Source organism: Mesorhizobium sp. P5_C1 (assembly GCF_054049815.1).
Genome location: NZ_JBFULQ010000012.1, coordinates 1 through 16,984 on the forward strand (window position 1 = coordinate 1; position 16,984 = coordinate 16,984).

General features: G+C 64.7%; 18 protein-coding genes. 7 read left to right on the forward strand and 11 right to left on the reverse strand.

Annotated features, from left to right (window positions below; translation table 11 throughout):
- Positions 1-748, forward strand: a 748-nt coding sequence (locus ACXJ7R_RS02230) for an ABC transporter permease (protein WP_457150383.1), incomplete at its 5' end; no start/stop codon positions are given.
- The gene (locus ACXJ7R_RS02235; RefSeq protein ID WP_095080914.1) at positions 745-1,545 is read left to right on the forward strand and encodes an ABC transporter permease; all 801 of its coding nucleotides are present in this window, start codon (positions 745-747) and stop codon (positions 1,543-1,545) included. The genes ACXJ7R_RS02230 and ACXJ7R_RS02235, both read left to right, overlap by 4 nt.
- 61 nt (positions 1,546-1,606) lie before the next feature.
- On the opposite strand, the gene ACXJ7R_RS02240 is transcribed toward ACXJ7R_RS02235, so the two are convergent.
- The 7 genes from ACXJ7R_RS02240 to ACXJ7R_RS02270 form a co-directional block, all read right to left on the reverse strand.
- On the reverse strand, positions 1,607-3,010 hold the full coding sequence (locus ACXJ7R_RS02240; RefSeq protein WP_457150384.1) for an FAD-binding oxidoreductase: 1,404 nt from the start codon (positions 3,008-3,010) through the stop codon (positions 1,607-1,609).
- 162 nt (positions 3,011-3,172) lie between these two features.
- Complete coding sequence (locus tag ACXJ7R_RS02245; protein WP_457150385.1) at positions 3,173-4,432, reverse strand: ABC transporter substrate-binding protein; 1,260 nt, start codon at positions 4,430-4,432, stop codon at positions 3,173-3,175.
- Between the two features lie 100 nt (positions 4,433-4,532).
- Entirely contained in the window at positions 4,533-4,961 is a 429-nt protein-coding gene (locus ACXJ7R_RS02250; RefSeq protein ID WP_457150386.1) for a DUF4440 domain-containing protein, read from the reverse strand.
- Positions 4,958-6,013: an aldo/keto reductase gene (locus ACXJ7R_RS02255; protein WP_457150387.1), complete on the reverse strand. Its 1,056-nt coding sequence runs from the start codon at positions 6,011-6,013 to the stop codon at positions 4,958-4,960. Before ACXJ7R_RS02255 ends, ACXJ7R_RS02250 begins: the two co-directional genes overlap by 4 nt.
- On the reverse strand, positions 6,010-6,363 hold the full coding sequence (locus ACXJ7R_RS02260; protein WP_457150388.1) for a TIGR04076 family protein: 354 nt from the start codon (positions 6,361-6,363) through the stop codon (positions 6,010-6,012). Before ACXJ7R_RS02260 ends, ACXJ7R_RS02255 begins: the two co-directional genes overlap by 4 nt.
- Positions 6,364-6,846 (reverse strand): DUF3830 family protein, encoded by a 483-nt coding sequence (locus ACXJ7R_RS02265; RefSeq protein ID WP_457150389.1) that lies wholly within the window; start codon positions 6,844-6,846, stop codon positions 6,364-6,366.
- A complete protein-coding gene (locus tag ACXJ7R_RS02270; protein WP_095081116.1) occupies positions 6,843-7,577 on the reverse strand; it encodes a GntR family transcriptional regulator in 735 nt (244 codons plus the stop codon). Before ACXJ7R_RS02270 ends, ACXJ7R_RS02265 begins: the two co-directional genes overlap by 4 nt.
- A 127-nt stretch (positions 7,578-7,704) precedes the next feature.
- On the opposite strand from ACXJ7R_RS02270, the gene ACXJ7R_RS02275 reads away from it, so the two are divergent.
- Genes ACXJ7R_RS02275 through ACXJ7R_RS02295 form a run of 5 tightly spaced genes read left to right on the forward strand, consistent with a single transcriptional unit; the run spans position 7,705 to position 12,455 of the window.
- Positions 7,705-8,505, forward strand: coding sequence for an ABC transporter ATP-binding protein (locus tag ACXJ7R_RS02275; RefSeq protein ID WP_457150390.1), 801 nt, complete (start codon positions 7,705-7,707; stop codon positions 8,503-8,505).
- On the forward strand, positions 8,502-9,269 hold the full coding sequence (locus ACXJ7R_RS02280; RefSeq protein WP_457150391.1) for a branched-chain amino acid ABC transporter ATP-binding protein: 768 nt from the start codon (positions 8,502-8,504) through the stop codon (positions 9,267-9,269). Before ACXJ7R_RS02275 ends, ACXJ7R_RS02280 begins: the two co-directional genes overlap by 4 nt.
- Positions 9,266-10,174, forward strand: a complete 909-nt coding sequence (locus tag ACXJ7R_RS02285; RefSeq protein ID WP_457150392.1) for a branched-chain amino acid ABC transporter permease — start codon at positions 9,266-9,268, stop codon at positions 10,172-10,174. Before ACXJ7R_RS02280 ends, ACXJ7R_RS02285 begins: the two co-directional genes overlap by 4 nt.
- Positions 10,171-11,154, forward strand: a complete 984-nt coding sequence (locus tag ACXJ7R_RS02290; protein ID WP_457150407.1) for a branched-chain amino acid ABC transporter permease — start codon at positions 10,171-10,173, stop codon at positions 11,152-11,154. The genes ACXJ7R_RS02285 and ACXJ7R_RS02290 overlap by 4 nt, the downstream gene beginning before the upstream one ends.
- Entirely contained in the window at positions 11,151-12,455 is a 1,305-nt protein-coding gene (locus tag ACXJ7R_RS02295) for an NAD(P)/FAD-dependent oxidoreductase (RefSeq protein ID WP_457150393.1), read from the forward strand. Before ACXJ7R_RS02290 ends, ACXJ7R_RS02295 begins: the two co-directional genes overlap by 4 nt.
- An 8-nt stretch (positions 12,456-12,463) precedes the next feature.
- Here ACXJ7R_RS02295 and ACXJ7R_RS02300 read toward each other — a convergent pair whose 3' ends face one another.
- From ACXJ7R_RS02300 to ACXJ7R_RS02315, 4 genes are read right to left on the reverse strand one after another with little or no spacing between them, the layout of a single operon-like run.
- A complete protein-coding gene (locus ACXJ7R_RS02300) occupies positions 12,464-13,120 on the reverse strand; it encodes a GntR family transcriptional regulator (RefSeq protein WP_457150394.1) in 657 nt (218 codons plus the stop codon).
- A 16-nt stretch (positions 13,121-13,136) separates the two neighbouring features.
- Positions 13,137-14,450 (reverse strand): aspartate aminotransferase family protein, encoded by a 1,314-nt coding sequence (locus ACXJ7R_RS02305; RefSeq protein ID WP_457150395.1) that lies wholly within the window; start codon positions 14,448-14,450, stop codon positions 13,137-13,139.
- Entirely contained in the window at positions 14,451-15,509 is a 1,059-nt protein-coding gene (locus ACXJ7R_RS02310; RefSeq protein ID WP_457150396.1) for a phosphotransferase, read from the reverse strand.
- Positions 15,506-16,807 carry an ArgE/DapE family deacylase gene (locus tag ACXJ7R_RS02315; protein ID WP_457150397.1) on the reverse strand — a complete coding sequence of 434 codons (1,302 nt, stop codon included), beginning with the start codon at positions 16,805-16,807 and terminating at the stop codon, positions 15,506-15,508. The genes ACXJ7R_RS02310 and ACXJ7R_RS02315 overlap by 4 nt, the downstream gene beginning before the upstream one ends.
- Between the last annotated feature and the right edge of the window lie 177 nt (positions 16,808-16,984).

The following is a 16,984-nucleotide window of genomic DNA, read 5'->3' on the forward strand; positions in this document are numbered from 1 at the left end:
CTTCAGCGTCGACCAGGGCACGATCGTTCATACGCTGTCACTGGGCAACTATGTCCGCTTCTTCACCGATCCGATCTTTCTTCCGGTATTCTGGAACACCATCGTTTTGTGTCTCTCGGTGGCGGCAATCTGCATTCTGCTCGCCTATCCCGCCGCCTATTTCCTGACGACCCTCAAGGGGCGCTGGCGCTATGCCTTGCTGATGCTGCTGTTGGTGCCGCTGCTGATGAGCTACGTCATCAAGATCTATGCGATCCGCAGCATCCTCGGCCTTAACGGCTTTCTCAACAAGGCACTGGTCGGGCTCGGCATCCTGCAGGAGCCGTCGACGCTTTTCGTGTTCAACATGAACGCCATCCTGCTGACGCTGACGCTGCTGCTGATCCCGTTCGCCATCCTGCCGATCTTCCTGTCGCTGGAGCGGATTCCGCAGGTGCTGCTGCGTGCCTCCGACGATCTGGGCGCAAGCGGCCTGCAGACGTTCCTGCGCATCACCTTGCCGCTCAGCCTGCCCGGCGTCGCCTCCGCGGCGAGCTTCGTGTTCGTATTGGCGATCGGCGATTTCCTGACGCCGCAAATGGTCGGCGGGATCAGCGGCTTCACCTTCGGCCGCATCCTCTACAGCCAGTTCGGCACGGCCTACAATTGGCCGTTCGGAGCGGCGCTGTCAGTGGCGCTGGCTGTCGTGGTGATCGCGGCAATTCTTGTCGGCGAGCGCTTCGGCCGCAACCGGGGGACAGCGATATGACCGCCCTGCCCCGGCTATCCACCGTCTTTCTGGCTGCGATCACGACATTGGTCGCGGTGCTGCTCTACAGCCCGCTGGCCGTGCCGATCGTGTCGTCGTTCTTCACCATTGCGCATGGCAATGTCGACTGGTCTTCGCCGACGCTTGCGACCTATGTCGCCCTGGCCGAAAACCACGACATTCTGGCCGCCTTGCGGACCACGCTGATCGTCGGCGTCTGCACCGTCATCCTGTCGGTGGTCAGCGGAACGCTTCTGGCGCTCTACTATCACAGCCGCCGTTCCGGGCGCACGCTGCTGCAGTTCATCATCTTCCTGCCGTTCCTGATGCCGCCGATCATCAGCGGTCTGGCGTTGCTGATCTTCTTCCGCGAGATCGGCCTTGAACGCTCGCTGCTGACGGTGGTCATCGGACATACGGTTTTCGTGCTGGCGATCGTCTATCGCACGGTGCTGATGCGGCTGCAGTCGATGAGCCGCACGCTGGTCGAAGCATCCTACGATCTCGGCGCCACCGGCTGGCAAACGTTCTGGCGCATCGTCCTGCCGAACCTGTCGAGCGCAATGGTCGGCGGCGCCATCCTGGCTTTCGCGCTGTCGTTCGACGAGACCATGATTACCATCCTGGTCACCGGCACCCAAAGCACGCTTCCGGTGAGGCTGTGGGCGATGATGCGGCTTGGCTTTTCCCCCGACATCAATGCGCTGGTGGCGCTGATCCTGATGTTCACCGTACTGCTCTGCGTGCTCGCCGCCCGTTTTCTCATCCCCAGGCAAGTCGCCACGGAACGGACCTGAGTGCGCGGCAGCCACGGCCGACGGATGTCGCGGTATCGCGTTGATTACAGGCTGGCCGCTATCATCCTGCGAAGGCAAGTGGGACCAGGTCGAAGACCCGGCCCGGATTGAGGATGTTTCTGGGGTCGAGAGCTGCCTTCAGCCGCCGCATCGTGGCGATCTCGGCATCGCTGCGGACCAGATGCAGCCACCTCTTCTTGTCGAGGCCGATGCCATGTTCGGCCGAAACGCCGCCGCCGGCTGCCGCCACGCCGCGATAGACGATATCGTATGCCGCCGCCGGATCCACCGTGCGGACCTGGTAGTGCAGATTGCCGTCACYGAGATGGCCGAAGACGTAGATGTCGGCGCCGGGATCCATGGCATGGATGGCAGCGTCCGCTTCCCGTAGGAAAGTACCCATCCGCGCCAGCGGGATGCTGATGTCGACGCCGACAAGGCCTTTGATCGAAAACAGGACGCGATTGGCGTCCTCGCGCACGGCCCACAGCGCCCGGACTTCGCGCGGCGACTGCGAGACGACCACATCGTCGACCACGCCGTCCTCGACCGCCTGCATCAAGACCTCGGCGAAGCGCTCGCCGTCACGGTCGGGTTCGCTGCCCTGGATCTCGGCCAGCACATAGACAGGCGAACCCGCCGGCAGCGGCGCCGGCATGTCCATGCTGGCGACCATCGCGTCATAGAGCGGCGCGAAGTTGACCTCATAGGCAGACAAAAGCGGGCCGAGCCTTTGCCGCAGCAGCCCAAGCAGGGCGATCGCCGCATCGAGCGATGGGAGTGCGCAGAAGGCGTTTACCTCGGACACCGGCTTCGGATGCAGCCTGAGCGCCGCGCGTGTGACGACGCCGAGCGTCCCCTCCGTGCCGATGAAGAGCTGGCCGAGGTCGTAGCCGGAATTATCCTTGGGCAGGCCCTTCATCGAGGTCAGCACGCTGCCATCGGCAAGCACCGCCTCCAGCCCCAGAACCTGCGCCCGGTACATTCCGTAGCGCAGCACGCGGATGCCACCGGCATTGGTGGCGACATTGCCGCCGATAGTGGCCGAACCGCGTGCGCCGATATCGACGCCGAACATCAGACCGGCGCCGTCGGCTGCCTCCTGCACCGCCTGCAGCGTTGCGCCGGCCTCGGCGAGGATGGTGGCAGCCTGACGATCCGGTGCATCGAGACCTGTCATGCGTTCCAGCGACAGCACAACCTCGCCAGGCTGCACGCGCGCGGCGCCAGTCAGCCCGGTGCGTCCGCCCTGCACGACAACTGGCTGGCCGAGATCGTTGCACGCGGCCAGCGCGGCAGCGACACCCTGGGTGTCGCGCGGACGCAGCACCGCTTCGGGCAGTGCGCCGAGCTTGCCATCGGGATCGTCGCGATAGCGTTGATCCACGTCGGAGCCGGCGAGCACACCGGCCGCGCCCAGCCGGTCGCCTAGAGCAGATAGAAGTTTTTCAGTTTCAGGCGACATTGGCCAATCCTGTTGATGGGCCAATCCTATTCATGATCGCCTGCCGGTCAAACCCTTGTCCGTGCAAACGATATGGTTCTCACGGCCATCCATGTACGAGACAAACTGACCGTCCGGCGTCGATCGCGATGAGATCGGATCGACGCCGGGCGAGAAGTTGTCTTACTGAAGTTTGGCTTGCAACGCGTTGACGTCGTCGGTGGTCATTTCGCCGTCGGTCGTCACCTTGCCGTCGACGATCTTCCAGAGCCGGAAGGGGCCGGTGATGTCGCCATACTTGTCGAAGGCGACGGGACCGATGACGCCTTCGTAACGGATCGGCTTGCCGTCCTTGATCAGGCCGAGCGCCTTGGCGAATTCGTCCTTGCCGGCAAAGATCGGCGTGCCGGCCGGGTCGACCGCCTTGTACATCGCGTCCTTGATCTTGGCCGGATCCTCGGAGCCGGCAATCGCGATGGCGAGGCCGACAATGGCGCCCGCATCATAGGAGCGGTCGGCCGCCGGATTGGACGGCTCGATGCCGGAAAATTCCTTGTAGTTCTTCGTGAAATAGTCGGTGGAGGCCGTCGGGCTGGTGCCGGACGACGTACCATAGGCGTCCTTCAGATAGTCGGCGCCRACGGACTCGATGAAGTCAGGGCTGTTCATGCCGTCATTGAGCAGGAACTTCTGCACGCCACCCTGCGAAATCCAGGTGCGGGCAACCGTCGCGCCGTCAACCGGCGTGCTGACGAGATAGAGCCCGTCCGGCTCGCCGGCCATCGCCGCCGTCACTTCGGAAGCATAGCTCGACTGCTTTTCGTTGTAGGGCGTGTCGGAAACGATGGTGCCGCCGAGCGCTTTGTAGGCGCGCGAGAACTCGGCCACCATGTTGACGCCGAAGTCGTTGTTGACATGGATGATCGACAGCTTCTTGAAGCCCTTGTCGACCGCGTATTTGGCGGCAGCGACGCCCTGCAGCGCATCCGAGGTGATGGTGCGGAAGAAGATGCCATTGGTCTTGCCGTCGCGGCCGAGCGCCGTCAGCGTCGGCGACGACGAAGCCGGCGACACCTGGACGATCTTGGCCGGTGCCGTGACCGAGGTCAGGATCGGGATCGACACCGACGAGATGATGCCGCCGATGATGACCGGCACTTTCTTGACCTGAACCAGCTGGGTGGCGGCGTCGACGGCGATGTTGCCCTGGCTCTGGCTGTCGCGCGTGTCGGTCGCCAGGTCGCAGCCGCGCACGCCGCCGGCGGCATTGATGTCGCGGAAGGCCATCTCTACCGATTTGGCGCCGGCCTGACCATATTCGCCGGCCGGGCCGGTCAGTTCCATGACGAGGCCGACGGTGATCTTGCAATCGGCCGCTTGCGCCGCACCGGCCATCGTTACGAGGGCGAGCGCGGTGGTGAGTTGAAGTATCGTCTTTCTCATTGTTGTTCCCCTTTGAGCTACACGAACTGGATTACATGTCTCTTTGTCTGCGCATCGAACAAACCCAAAAACCGCTTCGCACTTTTGTCGATGCTCCTGTTCAGCGTCCCGGCACCTGCAGCCAGGTTTCATGCAGATGTCGCCATAGGACGCCGTTGGGCGCCGATGAACTGGTGGTGAAGACGGCGCTCGACTGGCGGCGGCTGTGCTTGCCACCGCGCAGTTGCGCCTCGACGTAGAAAACGACGATCGTCTCGGCATCCTGCCAGCCCGGCCGGATGTCCTCGATCGAAATGGCGAAACCGTCGTCACACGTGGCGCGGCTGGTGCGGACATGGCCGACGACCGCGTCGCGATCGAGAACCTGGCCGTCCGGTGCGACCATGGCGAAGCCGTCGCCCATGACGCGCTCGAAGCGGCTGAAGTCCGCTTTATTGGCGCGCGCCGCAACGAACCAGTCGACGAAAAAGCGATGCAGGTCGACGATCTCGGCGCTGGCGCGTGAAAACAGGGAGGGCTCGCCGCTCATTGCTTCCCCGCATTGAGGTTGTAATGCATGATCGAACCGTGGCGGCCCTGGCGGTCGCGCTCCAGCGTGTAGACATCACCCTCGAGGCCGGTGCCTTGCGCGATGACGGCTGCAATCCGCGCCCGGTCCTCGGCATCGAGCGTGACATCCATGATGCCGGCGTTGGCAAGCGCATGTGCCTGGTTGCGAGCACCGACGATGACGGCCGCCACGTGCGGCTGCTCCAGCACCCAGGCGCTGGCGATGGTGGCGATGTCGACGCCGTGGCGGTCGCCGACTGCCTTCAGCGCCTGAAGCAACTGCTGGAACAGGTTCCAGCCGCCAAAGTCATCGATGATCAGCTTGTATTTGACCAGCGAGCGGTTTTCGAGCGGCGTGGCCGGCTCGGCCACGCCTAGCCATTTGTTACTGAGGAAGCCGCCGGCGACGGAACCGTAGCAGAGGAAGCTGACGCCGTTTTTCGCGGCGAGTGCCGCAAGGCTGTTGCCCGGCCTCTGGTCGAGCACGGAATACTGCAGCTGCTGGCTGACCAGCGGGATGCCGGCGGCGAGGATTTCGGCCAGCCGCGGCGTGTCGAAATTGGTGGTGCCGAGATTGCGCACCTTGCCCTCAAGCCGAAGCTCGTTGAGCCAACCCATCGCCTCGACATAGCGCGGCTGCGCATAGTCCCACCAGTGGAACTGCACGAGATCGAGCCGCTCGGTCTTCAGCCGCCGCAGCGACTGGTCGACGATACTCCTGATATAGTCGCGGCTGATGCCGGCCAGCCGTTCGAGGTCGGGCACCAGCTTGGTATGCACCTTCATCCTGGTGGCGACGTCGAGGCCGCGCTCGCTGGCCAGCCGCAGGCGCGCCGCGCCGATCAGCTCCTCGACGCCGGTGTAGATGTCGGCGCAATCATAGGTCCAGATGCCGGCATCGAAGGTGGCGATCAGATCGGTCACCGCCTGCTGGCGGTCGATGGCGCCGTGGCCGCCGGCCAGTTGCCAGCCGCCGCGGATGACGCGCGAGATGGTGTAGCCGGAGCCGAGTTCGAAAGTCTGGGTACTCATTTGTCGTCTCCCCGCTTCGGCAGCGGCACGGCCGTGGTCTCGGCATGGCTGAACCGCCGCTTGGCCACCCTGACGATCCTCAGCCGACTGGCGCAATTGGGATCGGGACAGGCGATCTCGGCGTCCGAGGTCATCCAGTCGTTCGGGTGGGTCGGGCGCTGCTTGGCTGCCAGCAACGGCAACACGGCCGATATCGAATAGATCGAAAAGCCCTGGCCAGCCGGCATCGACAGCATCTCGCCCTTGAGCTCGAAATAGTCGCCGGCCTTGGCGCCGCAATAGATCGGTTTGCCCTCCGGGATGACCGCCTCGACGCGAAGATCGAAGAGCTCGAAACTGTCGTCGGCCATCTAGCCCTCCACCAGGCTGAAGGTGACGTCGCAGGCGCCGTTGCGGCGGATGACGCCGCAGGCGGCGGCGAACCGATCGCGCTCTTCGGCGCGCACTTGCGCCACCACGCTGCCGGCGAACCAGCCGATCGGGAAAAGCAGGCGCGCGCCCTGCCCGTAGTAGAGACCGATGTCGAAGATCGCATTGGGATTGCCGCCCCACATGCGCGGCGGCACATAGGACAACACGATGTCGCCCGGCTGCGGCGTCAGCGTCGCGTTCTCGGCCGGCAAAGGCCTGGCAAAGGGCTGGCCCTCGAGATCGGCAGCGGGAACCGGACAGGAGATTTCCGGTCCCGTCCACATCGCATGGATGCCCGGGACGACGCGTGGCGTGCCGAGATATGCCTTGAGGAAGGCAGCGTTTTCCGGCGCTTTCTGCGGCAGCAACAGCGCCGTTACGGAAAGCTGCGAGCGTGGCTCGTTGATCCTGATGGCGGTCATGTCTGGTCTTTCGCGGCGGCGGATTGCAGCTTGCTGCGCAGGAAGGTGAAGGGCCGGCTGATGTCGGCGGCCAGCGACTCCCGCGCGGCCTGCGCATCCTGGGTGGCCAGTGCCGTGACGATGCGGCGGTGATACTGGGCGGTGTCGACCTCGCCGGCTTCCGAGAAGGCGTAGATGGCGACACGAATGCAGGGGCCCGATTGCAGCCACAGGCTCTCGATCATCGGGATCAGCACGGCCGAGCCGCAGGAGCGATAGATCTCGAAATGAAAGCTCTGGTTGAGCGTCACTTCGCGATCGACATCCTTCTTGTGTTTCAGAGCCCGCATCTCGTCCCATTCGCCGAGAATGGTCTCGATGGTGGCGATCTGGCGCGGTCCCATGCGGGCGGCGGCCAGCGCAATGGCCTCGCCCTCGATCAGGATGCGGGCACGCAAGAGATCGTCGAGGCGTTCAAGCGTGATCGGCGGCACCCTCACCGAACGGTTGGGCAGCGCCTCCAACGCCTTTTCGGTGATCAGCCGGCCGAGCGCCTCGCGCACCGGCATGGTCGAGGTGACCAGCGCGTCGGCCAGACCACGTATGGTCAGCACCTGGCTTGGCTCGAACAGACCGCCGATCAGGGCACGGCGCAATTCCGAATAGACGCGATCCTGCACGGTCTCGCGGCCGACCGGCGCCAGCTGGGCCGCGATGGCCTCGTTGTTCTTTTCGATGGCAGCCTTTTGCATGGAATTCCGTTCTCGGCCGGTTTTCGGCTTGCGGACGAAATTAAAGCCGAATAGCGTGATCAAAGCAAGTGTGATCACAAATCAAAAATCAGGAGGCGACAACGATCGTCTTCGGCCAGAGGGTTTGATGAGCGAGGCAGCGGAACAGCAGGGACAAGAGACCCGTGCGCCGGTCCTGACGGCAAGGAACGTCGTCAGGCGGTTCGGCGGCCTCGTCGCCGTCAACGATGTCTCGTTTGACGTCAAGGCGGGAGAAATCCTCGGCTTGATCGGGCCGAACGGCGCCGGCAAGACGACGATGTTCGATCTGCTTGCCGGCAGCATCCTGCCGACCAGCGGCGATATCCTGCTTAACGGTGCGCGCGTTTCGGGCGAAGCCGCGCATCTGCGCATCGGTCGCGGCCTTGGCCGCACCTTCCAGATCCCGCGTCCGCTGCCCAACCTGACGCTGATCGAAAACATCATGCTGGCGGCGCAGGGTCAGGCCGGCGAAAAGCTGCTTGCCAACTTCGTCGCGCCATGGCGAGTGGCGGCGCAGGAGAAAGCCGCCAGGACCAAGGCGCTAGAACTGCTGGATCTGGTCACCCTCACCCACCTCGCGCATGAACCGGCGCGCGTGTTGTCCGGCGGCCAGCGCAAGCTGCTCGAACTCGCCCGCGTGATGATGGCCGATCCGGCGATCATCCTGCTCGACGAACCGGCGGCCGGCGTCAACGCAACGCTGCTCGAAGTCATTATCGACCGCATCCGCGATATCAACGCGCGCGGCATCACCTTCCTGCTGATCGAACACAACATCGACATGGTGACGCGGCTCTGCCATCGCGTCCTCGTCATGGCGAGCGGCCAGTTGCTAAGCGAAGGCACGGCGGAAGAGGTCGCCAGCGACCCGCGCGTCATCGAGGCTTATCTCGGAGGCGCGGCATGAGCGAGACGGTCCTCGATGTCTGCAATCTCGAGGCTGGCTACGAGCCCGGCGTGCCGATCGTGCGCGGCGCCTCGATCACCGTTAGCAAGGGCGAGATCGTCGTCGTGCTCGGCCCCAATGGCGCCGGCAAGTCGAGCTTCATCAAGGCGATCGCCGGCCTTGTCCCGATCACCGGCGGCACGGTGTTTCTGGACGGCAAAGACATAACCGCCGCACCGGCGCACACCATGGTACGGCTTGGCTTGGCCTTCGTGCCGCAGACCGAAAACATCTTCCCGCTGATGTCGGTCGAGGACAATCTGAAGGTCGCCTGCGGCATTCTCGAGCGGCGCGAAATCCCTGCCCGCATCGACGAAATGTATGCAGCCTTCCCCGACCTCGTCCGCCAGCGGCGGACCGCCGCCGGCAACCTCTCGGGCGGACAGCGGCAGATGCTCGCCGTCGCGCGGGCGCTGATCGTCCACCCCAAGGTGCTGGTGCTCGATGAGCCGTCGGCCGGCCTGTCGCCGAAATTCGTGTCGATGGTGTTCGAGATGCTGGCCGGCATCCGCAAGTCCGGTGTCACCATCCTTTTGGTCGAACAGAACGCCAAGGCAGCACTGGCCATCGGCGACCGCGCCTATGTGCTGGTCGAAGGCAAGGACCGGCACGAAGGCATCGCATCCGATCTGTGGAACGACCCGGTCGTGGCCGAACTCTATCTTGGCCAGCGCCCCCTCAAGGCAGAAAAAACGCCTCACGCCGGGAAAGGAGGCGCGGCATGAGCCTGCAATTCATCGTCGACGGGCTTTTGACCGGCTCGATGATCGGCCTCGGCGCCATCGGCGTGACGCTCACCTATTCGATCCTGCGCTTCTCGAACTTCGCCCATGGCGACTTCATGGCCTGGGGCACCTATGCGACGCTGGCCGTCGTCAGCGCCATCGGCGCGACATTCGGCAAGGTGGCACCGATCGGACCGCTGTCCTTCGGCTGGCCGCTGATCGTCGCACTGATCGTCGGCATGGCCTTCACTGCTTTGCTGGCGCTGCTGCTCGACAAGGTTCTGTTTGCGCGGCTGCGCTCGCAGGGCCAGGCGATCATCGTGGTGATGGCGAGCTTCGGCGCCTCGATGGCGCTCAGAAGCCTGCTCGAATTCACCTTCACTTCGCGGCCGACCTATTTCAGCCGGGCGATCCAGATCGCCATGCCGGTCGGCTTCGGCATCCGCATCACGCCAGACCAGATTGCTCTCTTGCTGCTGACCGCCATGCTGGTGCTCGGCGTGCATCTGTTGATGACGCGCACGCAGACCGGCCGCTCAATGCAGGCGCTCAGCCAGAATGCGGCACTGGCCCGCATCGTCGGCATCGATGTCGCCAGCGTGGTGCGCGTGACCTGGATCATCGGCGGCGCGCTGGCCTGTGTCGCCGGCGTGATGATCGGCATTCTGGTGCAAATCCGCCCGTTCATGGGCTTCGACATGCTGCTGCCGATGTTCGCCGCCGCCATTCTCGGCGGCATCGGCAGCATTCCCGGCGCCGTGCTCGGCGGCCTGATCATTGGGCTCGCCGAAGCCGGCGCGGTGCAGTTGATCGGCGCCGAATGGCGCGCCGCCGTCTCCTTCATCATCCTGATGGCGGTGTTGTTCGTGCGACCAATCGGCCTGTTCGGTGTGAGGGAACGCTGATGGATCTGCTCGGCTACGGCGCCTTCTTCCTGACCACCGCTCTGATCTTTTCGCTGGTCACGCTGGGGCTCAACTTGCAATGGGGGCTGACCGGGCTGTTCAATGTCGGCCTCGCCGGCTTCGTCGCCATCGGTGCCTATACCTCGGCGCTGCTGACCACACCTGACGATGCCGCGCGACTGGGTGGCTTCGGCCTGCCGATCCTTGTCGGTTGGCTCGGCGCCATGGCCGTCGGTGGCATCGCCGCGGCACTTACCGGCATGGCCACGCTGCGGCTGAGATCCGACTATCTGGCGATCACCACGTTCGGCGTCGCCGTCGTCGTGCAGTTGGTCGCGCTCAACGCGCAGGGATTGACCGGCGGCCCGTTCGGCATCGGCTTCATCCCGCGTCCCTTCGGCAGCCTTGCTGAGACACCGCTGCTGTTCAACCTGTCCAACCTTGCCGTCGTCTCGGCGGTGACGCTGGTCGCCTATCTCGCCCTGGAGCACCTGTCGCGCAGCCCGTGGGGACGCGTCTTGAAGGCGCTGCGCGAGGACGAACGGGCGGCGATCTCGTTGGGCAAGAGCGCGCGCTTCTATCGCGTCCAGGCCTTTGCCGTCGGTGGCGCCATCATGGCGCTGGCCGGCGCGCTGCAGGCGCATTTCACCGGCTTCATCGCGCCGGACAATTACCTGCCGATCCTGACCTTCCAGGTCTGGGTGATGCTGATCGTCGGCGGCTCGGGCAGCAATGTCGGCGCTGTCGTCGGCAGCATCCTGGTCTGGGCGATATGGGCTGGATCGGGCACGTTGACCAGCGTGCTGTTTCCGCCGGAGCAGCAGGCCCGCGCCGCCGCGCTGCAGATCGCCGCCATCGGCGTCATGCTCTGTGTCATCCTGCTGATCCGGCCGAACGGCCTGTTCGGCGACCGGCCGCGGCGGCCATGGTTCGGCAAGCGGGCAAAGATGGTTGCCGGCAAGAGCAGTTCCGGGTCATGAATGCCGCGGTCCGGCAGGAAGCGCACGACGTTTCGCTCTGGCATGCCGTCAGCCGCAATCGTCGCGGCAGGCCGGCGCTGCAAGGCGGGCTCGATGTCGACCTCGCCATCGTCGGCGGTGGCTTTTCCGGCCTCTCGACCGCGCTGCACGCCGCCGGGAAAGGACTGTCGGTCGCCGTTCTCGAAGCCGAAATAATCGCTTGGGGCGCGACCGGCAGGAATGCCGGCTTCGTCGTGCCGAACTTTGCCAAAATGGACCCGGACAACATCATCCGCCATCTCGGCCCCGAGCGTGGTGAACGGCTGATCGATTTTGCCGCCGGCAGCGCCGACCTGGTCTTCGGCCTGATCCGCCGGCACGGCATCGACTGCGACGCCGTGCAGAGCGGATGGATTCAGCCGGCGCATTCCCCCGCCGTGTTCGAGAAGGTCAAATCCCGCGCCGGGCAATGGGCGCAGCGCGGCCGGCCTGCCGTTGCCTTGGACCGGCAGAGCGTCGAGGCACTGACCGGCGCGCGCGGCTATGTCGGCGGCTGGATGGATCGTTCTGGCGGCGTGCTCAATCCGGTGGACTACGCGCGTGGGCTGGCCGATGCGGCCGAGAAGGCCGGCGCGCGCATCTTCGAGCATACGCGCGTCACCGCGCTCGATCGCACGACGGATTGCTGGGTGTTGAAAACGCCAGAGGGCTCGGTACGCGCCGGCAAGGTGCTGATCGCCACCAACGCTTATGGTGGGGCGCTCAATCCGTTGCTGCAACGAACCTATGTTCCGCTTAGGGTTTTCCAGATCGCCACGGCGCCGCTGCCCCGTGAAATCCGGACGCGCCTCCTGCCTGGCGGGCAAGGCGTCGGCGACACCAGGCGCAATCTCTTCACATTCCGCTTCGACGCCGAGAACCGGCTGATCAGCGGCGGCATGCATATCCTTGGCGCCGGAGCCGATGCGCGCGTGCCGCAGACGATCTGGCGACGGCTCGCTAGGCATCTTGAATTGCCTGACCTGGCGCCGCTTGCCTATAGCTGGTCGGGAATGGCCGCGGTCGAGCCGGACTTCCTGCCGCACCTCATGGACCTCGGGCCCGGGCTCATTGCCGGTCGCGCCTGCAACGGACGGGGCATTGCCATGACGACGGCGATGGGCAAGGTGCTGGCCGACTGGGCGACTGGAGCCGATGCCCGCGATCTGCCGCTGCCGTTTGCGCCGCCGGCACCGATCCCGTTCCATGCCTTGTTGCGGCACGCGCCCAATATGCTGCTCGGCTGGAGCATGCTGCGCGACCGGTTGGACGAAACGAGATAGGCGGACCGTCACCTGGCCGCGTCAAGGTTTGACGACAGAACAGCGGCTGCCATGGCGATGTCTTGTTCGATAAAAGTCCGGACGGCGGGACCGCTGCGCTGCTCCAGCGCGGCGACGATCTTGCGGTGCGCATCGTTCGACTGCGGAACGTAGCGATCCGCCTGCATCAGCAGCTTGAGATACGGCCCGACCCGCCCCCAGAGGTCGCGGATCATATTCAGAAGGATCGGCGCGCCGGCATGCTGGTAGATGGCGAAGTGAAAGGCCTCGTTCAGCGTTAGATAGGCCCTGGCGTCGCCCGCCTCGATGGCGTGCTGCATGCCGGCGAGCGTAGCGTGGATGTCGACCAGACCGCTTTCGGTCATCCGCGACGCCGCCATCTCGCCCGCCAGACCCTCGACGGCGATGCGGATGCGCGTCAGTTCCTCGAAGGCGGGGGCGGACAGCAAGGGCACGATAACCGAGCGGTTGTTCTGCATCTCGAGCAGCCGTTCGGCGACCAGCCTTTGCAGCGCCTCGCGGATCGGCGTGGTCGATATGCCGAACGTCTCGGCGAGCTTGCGGATGACCAGTGTCTGGCCCGGGCTGAAGCCGCCGGAAATCAATTCCTGCTTGAGCGCGCCATAGGCACGGTCGTTCAGGGTTTGATGTTCAAGCTTCAGCATGCGCGGCCCGCTCCGGTCACCAGTTCGACAGTGCGCGGTCGAGCGTCTCGGCCAGTTGCTCGGCATTGTCCCTGGCAAAGGGTAGCGGCGGCCTGATCTTGAGCACATTGCCGCGCGGACCGCAGGAGGAGATCAGCACGCCGTCCTCGCGCATGGCCTCGACGACTGCCGATGTCTTGCTGGCGGCCAAGGCCTCGTCGCCCTCCGCCGTCAACTCGACACCGAAATAAAGGCCGTTTTCCCTGACGTCGGCGACCATGCCGTGCCGGCCCTTCAGTGAGCCCAGCAGATCAGCCGTATAGGCGCCGACCATGCGTGCATTCTCGATCAGCCCCTCGCCCTCAATCACCTCGAGAACGGCAATGCCGACGGCGGCAGCGACCGGGTTGCCGCCGAAGGTGTTGAAGTAACCGGTGTTTGAGCCGAAGGAGGCAACAAGCTGCGGCCGTACCATCACCGCGCCCATCGGATGCCCGTCGCCGATCGGCTTGCCCATCGTAACGATATCTGGCTCGATGCCATAATTGGCGAAGCCCCACATGCCCTGGCCGAGCCGGCCGAAGCCGGATTGGACCTCATCGGCAATGACCATGCCGCCGGCTTTTTTGATGAGGCTTGCCGCCTCGCGCATCACGGCCGCATCGGGAAAGAAGATGCCGTCGCTGGAAAACGCCGAGTCGAGAAGCATTGCCGCGGGACGGACATTGCGCGCTCGCATGTCCTCGATGGCGGCGGCGACGTTTTTCGCGAAATCGCGCGCGGCGCGGCCATGATCGCGGAACGTGTCCGGCGCCGCGACAGTACGGTGCTGCGCGGGCACCGCTTTCACTCCGACCGCGGCCGGCGACAATTGTGCGGTCGCGATCGTCGCGCCATGGTAGGCGAAGTCGGTGATGATCACCCCGGTGCCGCCGCTGGAATGCTGGGCGATGCGGATGGCAAGGTCGTTGGCCTCGCTGCCGGTGCAGGTGAACATGGCATGGCCGAGATGGGGCGGACAGGTGCCGAGCAATTTCTCGGCGTAGTCGAGGATGATCTCGCTGAGATAGCGTGTGTGCGTGTTGAGCGTCGCGGCCTGCCCCGACAGGGCCTCGACGACACGCGGGTGGCAGTGGCCGACGGAGGCGACATTGTTGTAGGCGTCGAGGAATTTTCGGCCCTGGGCATCGTAGAGCCAGACGCCGCTGCCGCGCACGAGATGGATCGGGTTGCGGTAGAAGGCGCGGTAGGTCGGGCCAAGCAGCCTGGCGCGTCGCTCGAGCAGGGCGCGCTCTTGTGCCGAAGCGCCGGCATCGGCAAGGGCATTTGCAGGCGACTGGGACACGGGCATCTACTCCGGATTGGAATGGTCGAGAAAATAGCGGCGGGCATCAGCCGGCGACAGGCCGTCCAGCCGTTCGAGCGACGCCCAGACCTCGGTGGCGAGGCGCAGGACGTAGTCGCGCTTGGCCGGGAAGCGTTCGGCCTGCCAGCTGGCGATGTTGACGATGAGCGCAAGCCGGGCCCGGATCAAATCGACGAGGATGCCCAGCTCTTCGGTCTCGAGCGGTTGCACCGACCGGTAGCCGGCAACAAAGCGCGCGGCCGGCACCAGCGGATGACCTTCAGCCGGCCAGCGATAGACGGCGCCGATGGCGAGATCGCAGATCAGCGGCGAGTGGATCATGTCGCCAAAGTCGAGAATGCCGCTCACGACCTCCGGCAGCGACGCATCCATCACCACATTGTAGGAGTTCATGTCGTTGTGGACGATCTGGGCGCGCAGTTTCGGGATGACCGGCGCCGCATGCTCCTCGAAGGCGTCGATCGCACGCTCGACCATGGCCCGCCGACCAGCGTCGGCGATATGCACCAGCATCGGCCGCGTCTTGGCCACCTTGCGGATATCCCAGAGCAGGTCGCTGCCGGCGGCCGAATGGAAGAAGCCGCGCAGCGCGCGGCCAAGGCGGGCAAGGAAGATGCCGAGATTGCGATCTTGCGCCGGTGATGCAGGCGACCGCGACAGCAACTGGCCGGGCAGATAGGTGACCAGCCGGACGATGCGTGGCGCCGATCCACCGACGCTGACCGTGAATTGCGCCTCTCCTTGCAGGCTTTTGCACACAGAGGGAACCGGCAAGGTCGGGTCGACCGCAAGGATGTGATCGAGTGCCTTGTTCTGGAAGTCGGTGAAGCCCGCTTCTTCCGCCGGATGGGAGATTTTCAGGACGAACTCGCCCTCGACGTCCGTCTGGATGTGGAAATTGTGGTCGCGTTCGCCAGGCAACGGACGCGCGGTGCCGGCAAGGCCGTAGTGCCGGCGCAGGATGACGAGCGCGTCGGCCGCCGAGACGTCAGGCGCGTCCTCGGCCAGTGTTTCCCCGAAAGCATCAGGCACTGCCGCGTTCATGGCCTGGCCTCTGGATCGACGGGCTCAAGGCCGCACCAGTCGGCGATGAACAGCGCGATGGTCTGGGTGACCTTGCGCACCGAGTCCAGGTCGACGGCCTCGTCATAGCCGTGCGGCATGCGGCAGATCGGACCGTAGACGATCGCCGGCGTGTCGGCATAGAGGCCAAAGAAGCGCGCATCGGTGGTCGCCGAGGTGACATGTTCCGTAAGCGGCTCGCCCCAGACAGCGGTATGGCTGCGGCGCAGCACGGCTTCCATCTCGTCGGCCCCTTGCAGCACATAGCCCTCGGCCATGAAGCCGTTGTAGCTCATCTTGGGCGGGCGGTTGGCCAGGAACGGATCGGCGCGGGCCGCATCGGCGATGCATGCCTCAAGCTCTGCTCTGGCATCCTCGAGCTTCTGGCCGGGATAGGTCGCGACCCGCATCTCGAAAACACAGCGCGCCGGAACGCTCGACGTCCATTCGCCGCCTTCGATCTTGCCGAGATTGAAGCGGATCGGGTGTGGATGGTCGCAAAAATGCGGGTCATCGACCTTGCGGGCGTTCCAGACGATTTCGAGCTGCTTCAGCGCTTGGATGATCACGAATGCCTTTTCGATGGCATTGGCGCCGGCCGAGAAAGCGCCCGACGCGTGCTGCGGATCGCCGTCGACCTCGACCCTGAACCAGATCGGCCCGACCTGCGCCCGCATCAGCCTCGGCTCCAACGGCTCGGGGATGAAGGCGGCATCGGCCCGGTATCCGCGCTGCAGGCAGGCGAGCGCGCCATTGCCGGTGCACTCCTCCTCGACGACCGACTGCAGGAACAATTTCGCGGCCGGTTGATAGCCGAGGCTGCGCAATGCGGTCAGCGCGTAAAGACAGGCGGACAGGCCAGCCTTCATATCACCGGCGCCGCGGCCATGCATCCAGCCRTCCTCGATCGCCGGATCGTAGGGATCGCGCGCCCAGCTGTCGAGTGGTCCCGTCGGCACGACATCGATATGGCCGTTGAGGATCAGCGAGCGACCGGTCGCGTTTCTCGGCGTATGGGTGGCAACGACATTGAAGGCATCGTCATAAGAAACCGCCACGGGTGAAAAACCCGGCAGGTCGCGAATCGCTTCGACATCGACGCGCCACATGTCGACCGCATAGCCGTCGGCCTCATAGGTGGCCGCCATGAAAGATTGCGCGGCATGCTCCTCGCCGCGCTGTGAGGGAAAGCGTACGAGATCGGCCAGGAACGCGACCTGTCGCGCGAAGCCGTCGTCGACCGCGCTGAGAATGGCCTCGTCCGCAATCCGCTCAGGCATTGTATTTCACTTTCATTTGGATGGTGTATCATATCTCATATGCCATTCTCATGAAATGCAAGAGGTAGTGCCGCCAAAAAATCCGATCCAGGCCCAGGCGCTCTTGTCAGACCATTCGCGGGTGTTGGCATCAGCGGGCGTAAGTCGATACTGCTATCGGGCAGGGATGAAGAGGAA

What these genes read in the sequence shown, in the direction of transcription:
- ACXJ7R_RS02235 (WP_095080914.1), top strand. Translation starts at nt 745, where the DNA reads ATGACCGCCCTGCCCCGGCTATCCACCGTCTTTCTGGCTGCGATCACG.
- ACXJ7R_RS02250 (WP_457150386.1), bottom strand. Translation starts at nt 4,961, where the DNA reads ATGAGCGGCGAGCCCTCCCTGTTTTCACGCGCCAGCGCCGAGATCGTC.
- ACXJ7R_RS02255 (WP_457150387.1), bottom strand. Translation starts at nt 6,013, where the DNA reads ATGAGTACCCAGACTTTCGAACTCGGCTCCGGCTACACCATCTCGCGC.
- ACXJ7R_RS02260 (WP_457150388.1), bottom strand. Translation starts at nt 6,363, where the DNA reads ATGGCCGACGACAGTTTCGAGCTCTTCGATCTTCGCGTCGAGGCGGTC.
- ACXJ7R_RS02265 (WP_457150389.1), bottom strand. Translation starts at nt 6,846, where the DNA reads ATGACCGCCATCAGGATCAACGAGCCACGCTCGCAGCTTTCCGTAACG.
- ACXJ7R_RS02270 (WP_095081116.1), bottom strand. Translation starts at nt 7,577, where the DNA reads ATGCAAAAGGCTGCCATCGAAAAGAACAACGAGGCCATCGCGGCCCAG.
- ACXJ7R_RS02275 (WP_457150390.1), top strand. Translation starts at nt 7,705, where the DNA reads ATGAGCGAGGCAGCGGAACAGCAGGGACAAGAGACCCGTGCGCCGGTC.
- ACXJ7R_RS02280 (WP_457150391.1), top strand. Translation starts at nt 8,502, where the DNA reads ATGAGCGAGACGGTCCTCGATGTCTGCAATCTCGAGGCTGGCTACGAG.
- ACXJ7R_RS02285 (WP_457150392.1), top strand. Translation starts at nt 9,266, where the DNA reads ATGAGCCTGCAATTCATCGTCGACGGGCTTTTGACCGGCTCGATGATC.
- ACXJ7R_RS02295 (WP_457150393.1), top strand. Translation starts at nt 11,151, where the DNA reads ATGAATGCCGCGGTCCGGCAGGAAGCGCACGACGTTTCGCTCTGGCAT.
- ACXJ7R_RS02300 (WP_457150394.1), bottom strand. Translation starts at nt 13,120, where the DNA reads ATGCTGAAGCTTGAACATCAAACCCTGAACGACCGTGCCTATGGCGCG.
- ACXJ7R_RS02305 (WP_457150395.1), bottom strand. Translation starts at nt 14,450, where the DNA reads ATGCCCGTGTCCCAGTCGCCTGCAAATGCCCTTGCCGATGCCGGCGCT.
- ACXJ7R_RS02310 (WP_457150396.1), bottom strand. Translation starts at nt 15,509, where the DNA reads ATGAACGCGGCAGTGCCTGATGCTTTCGGGGAAACACTGGCCGAGGAC.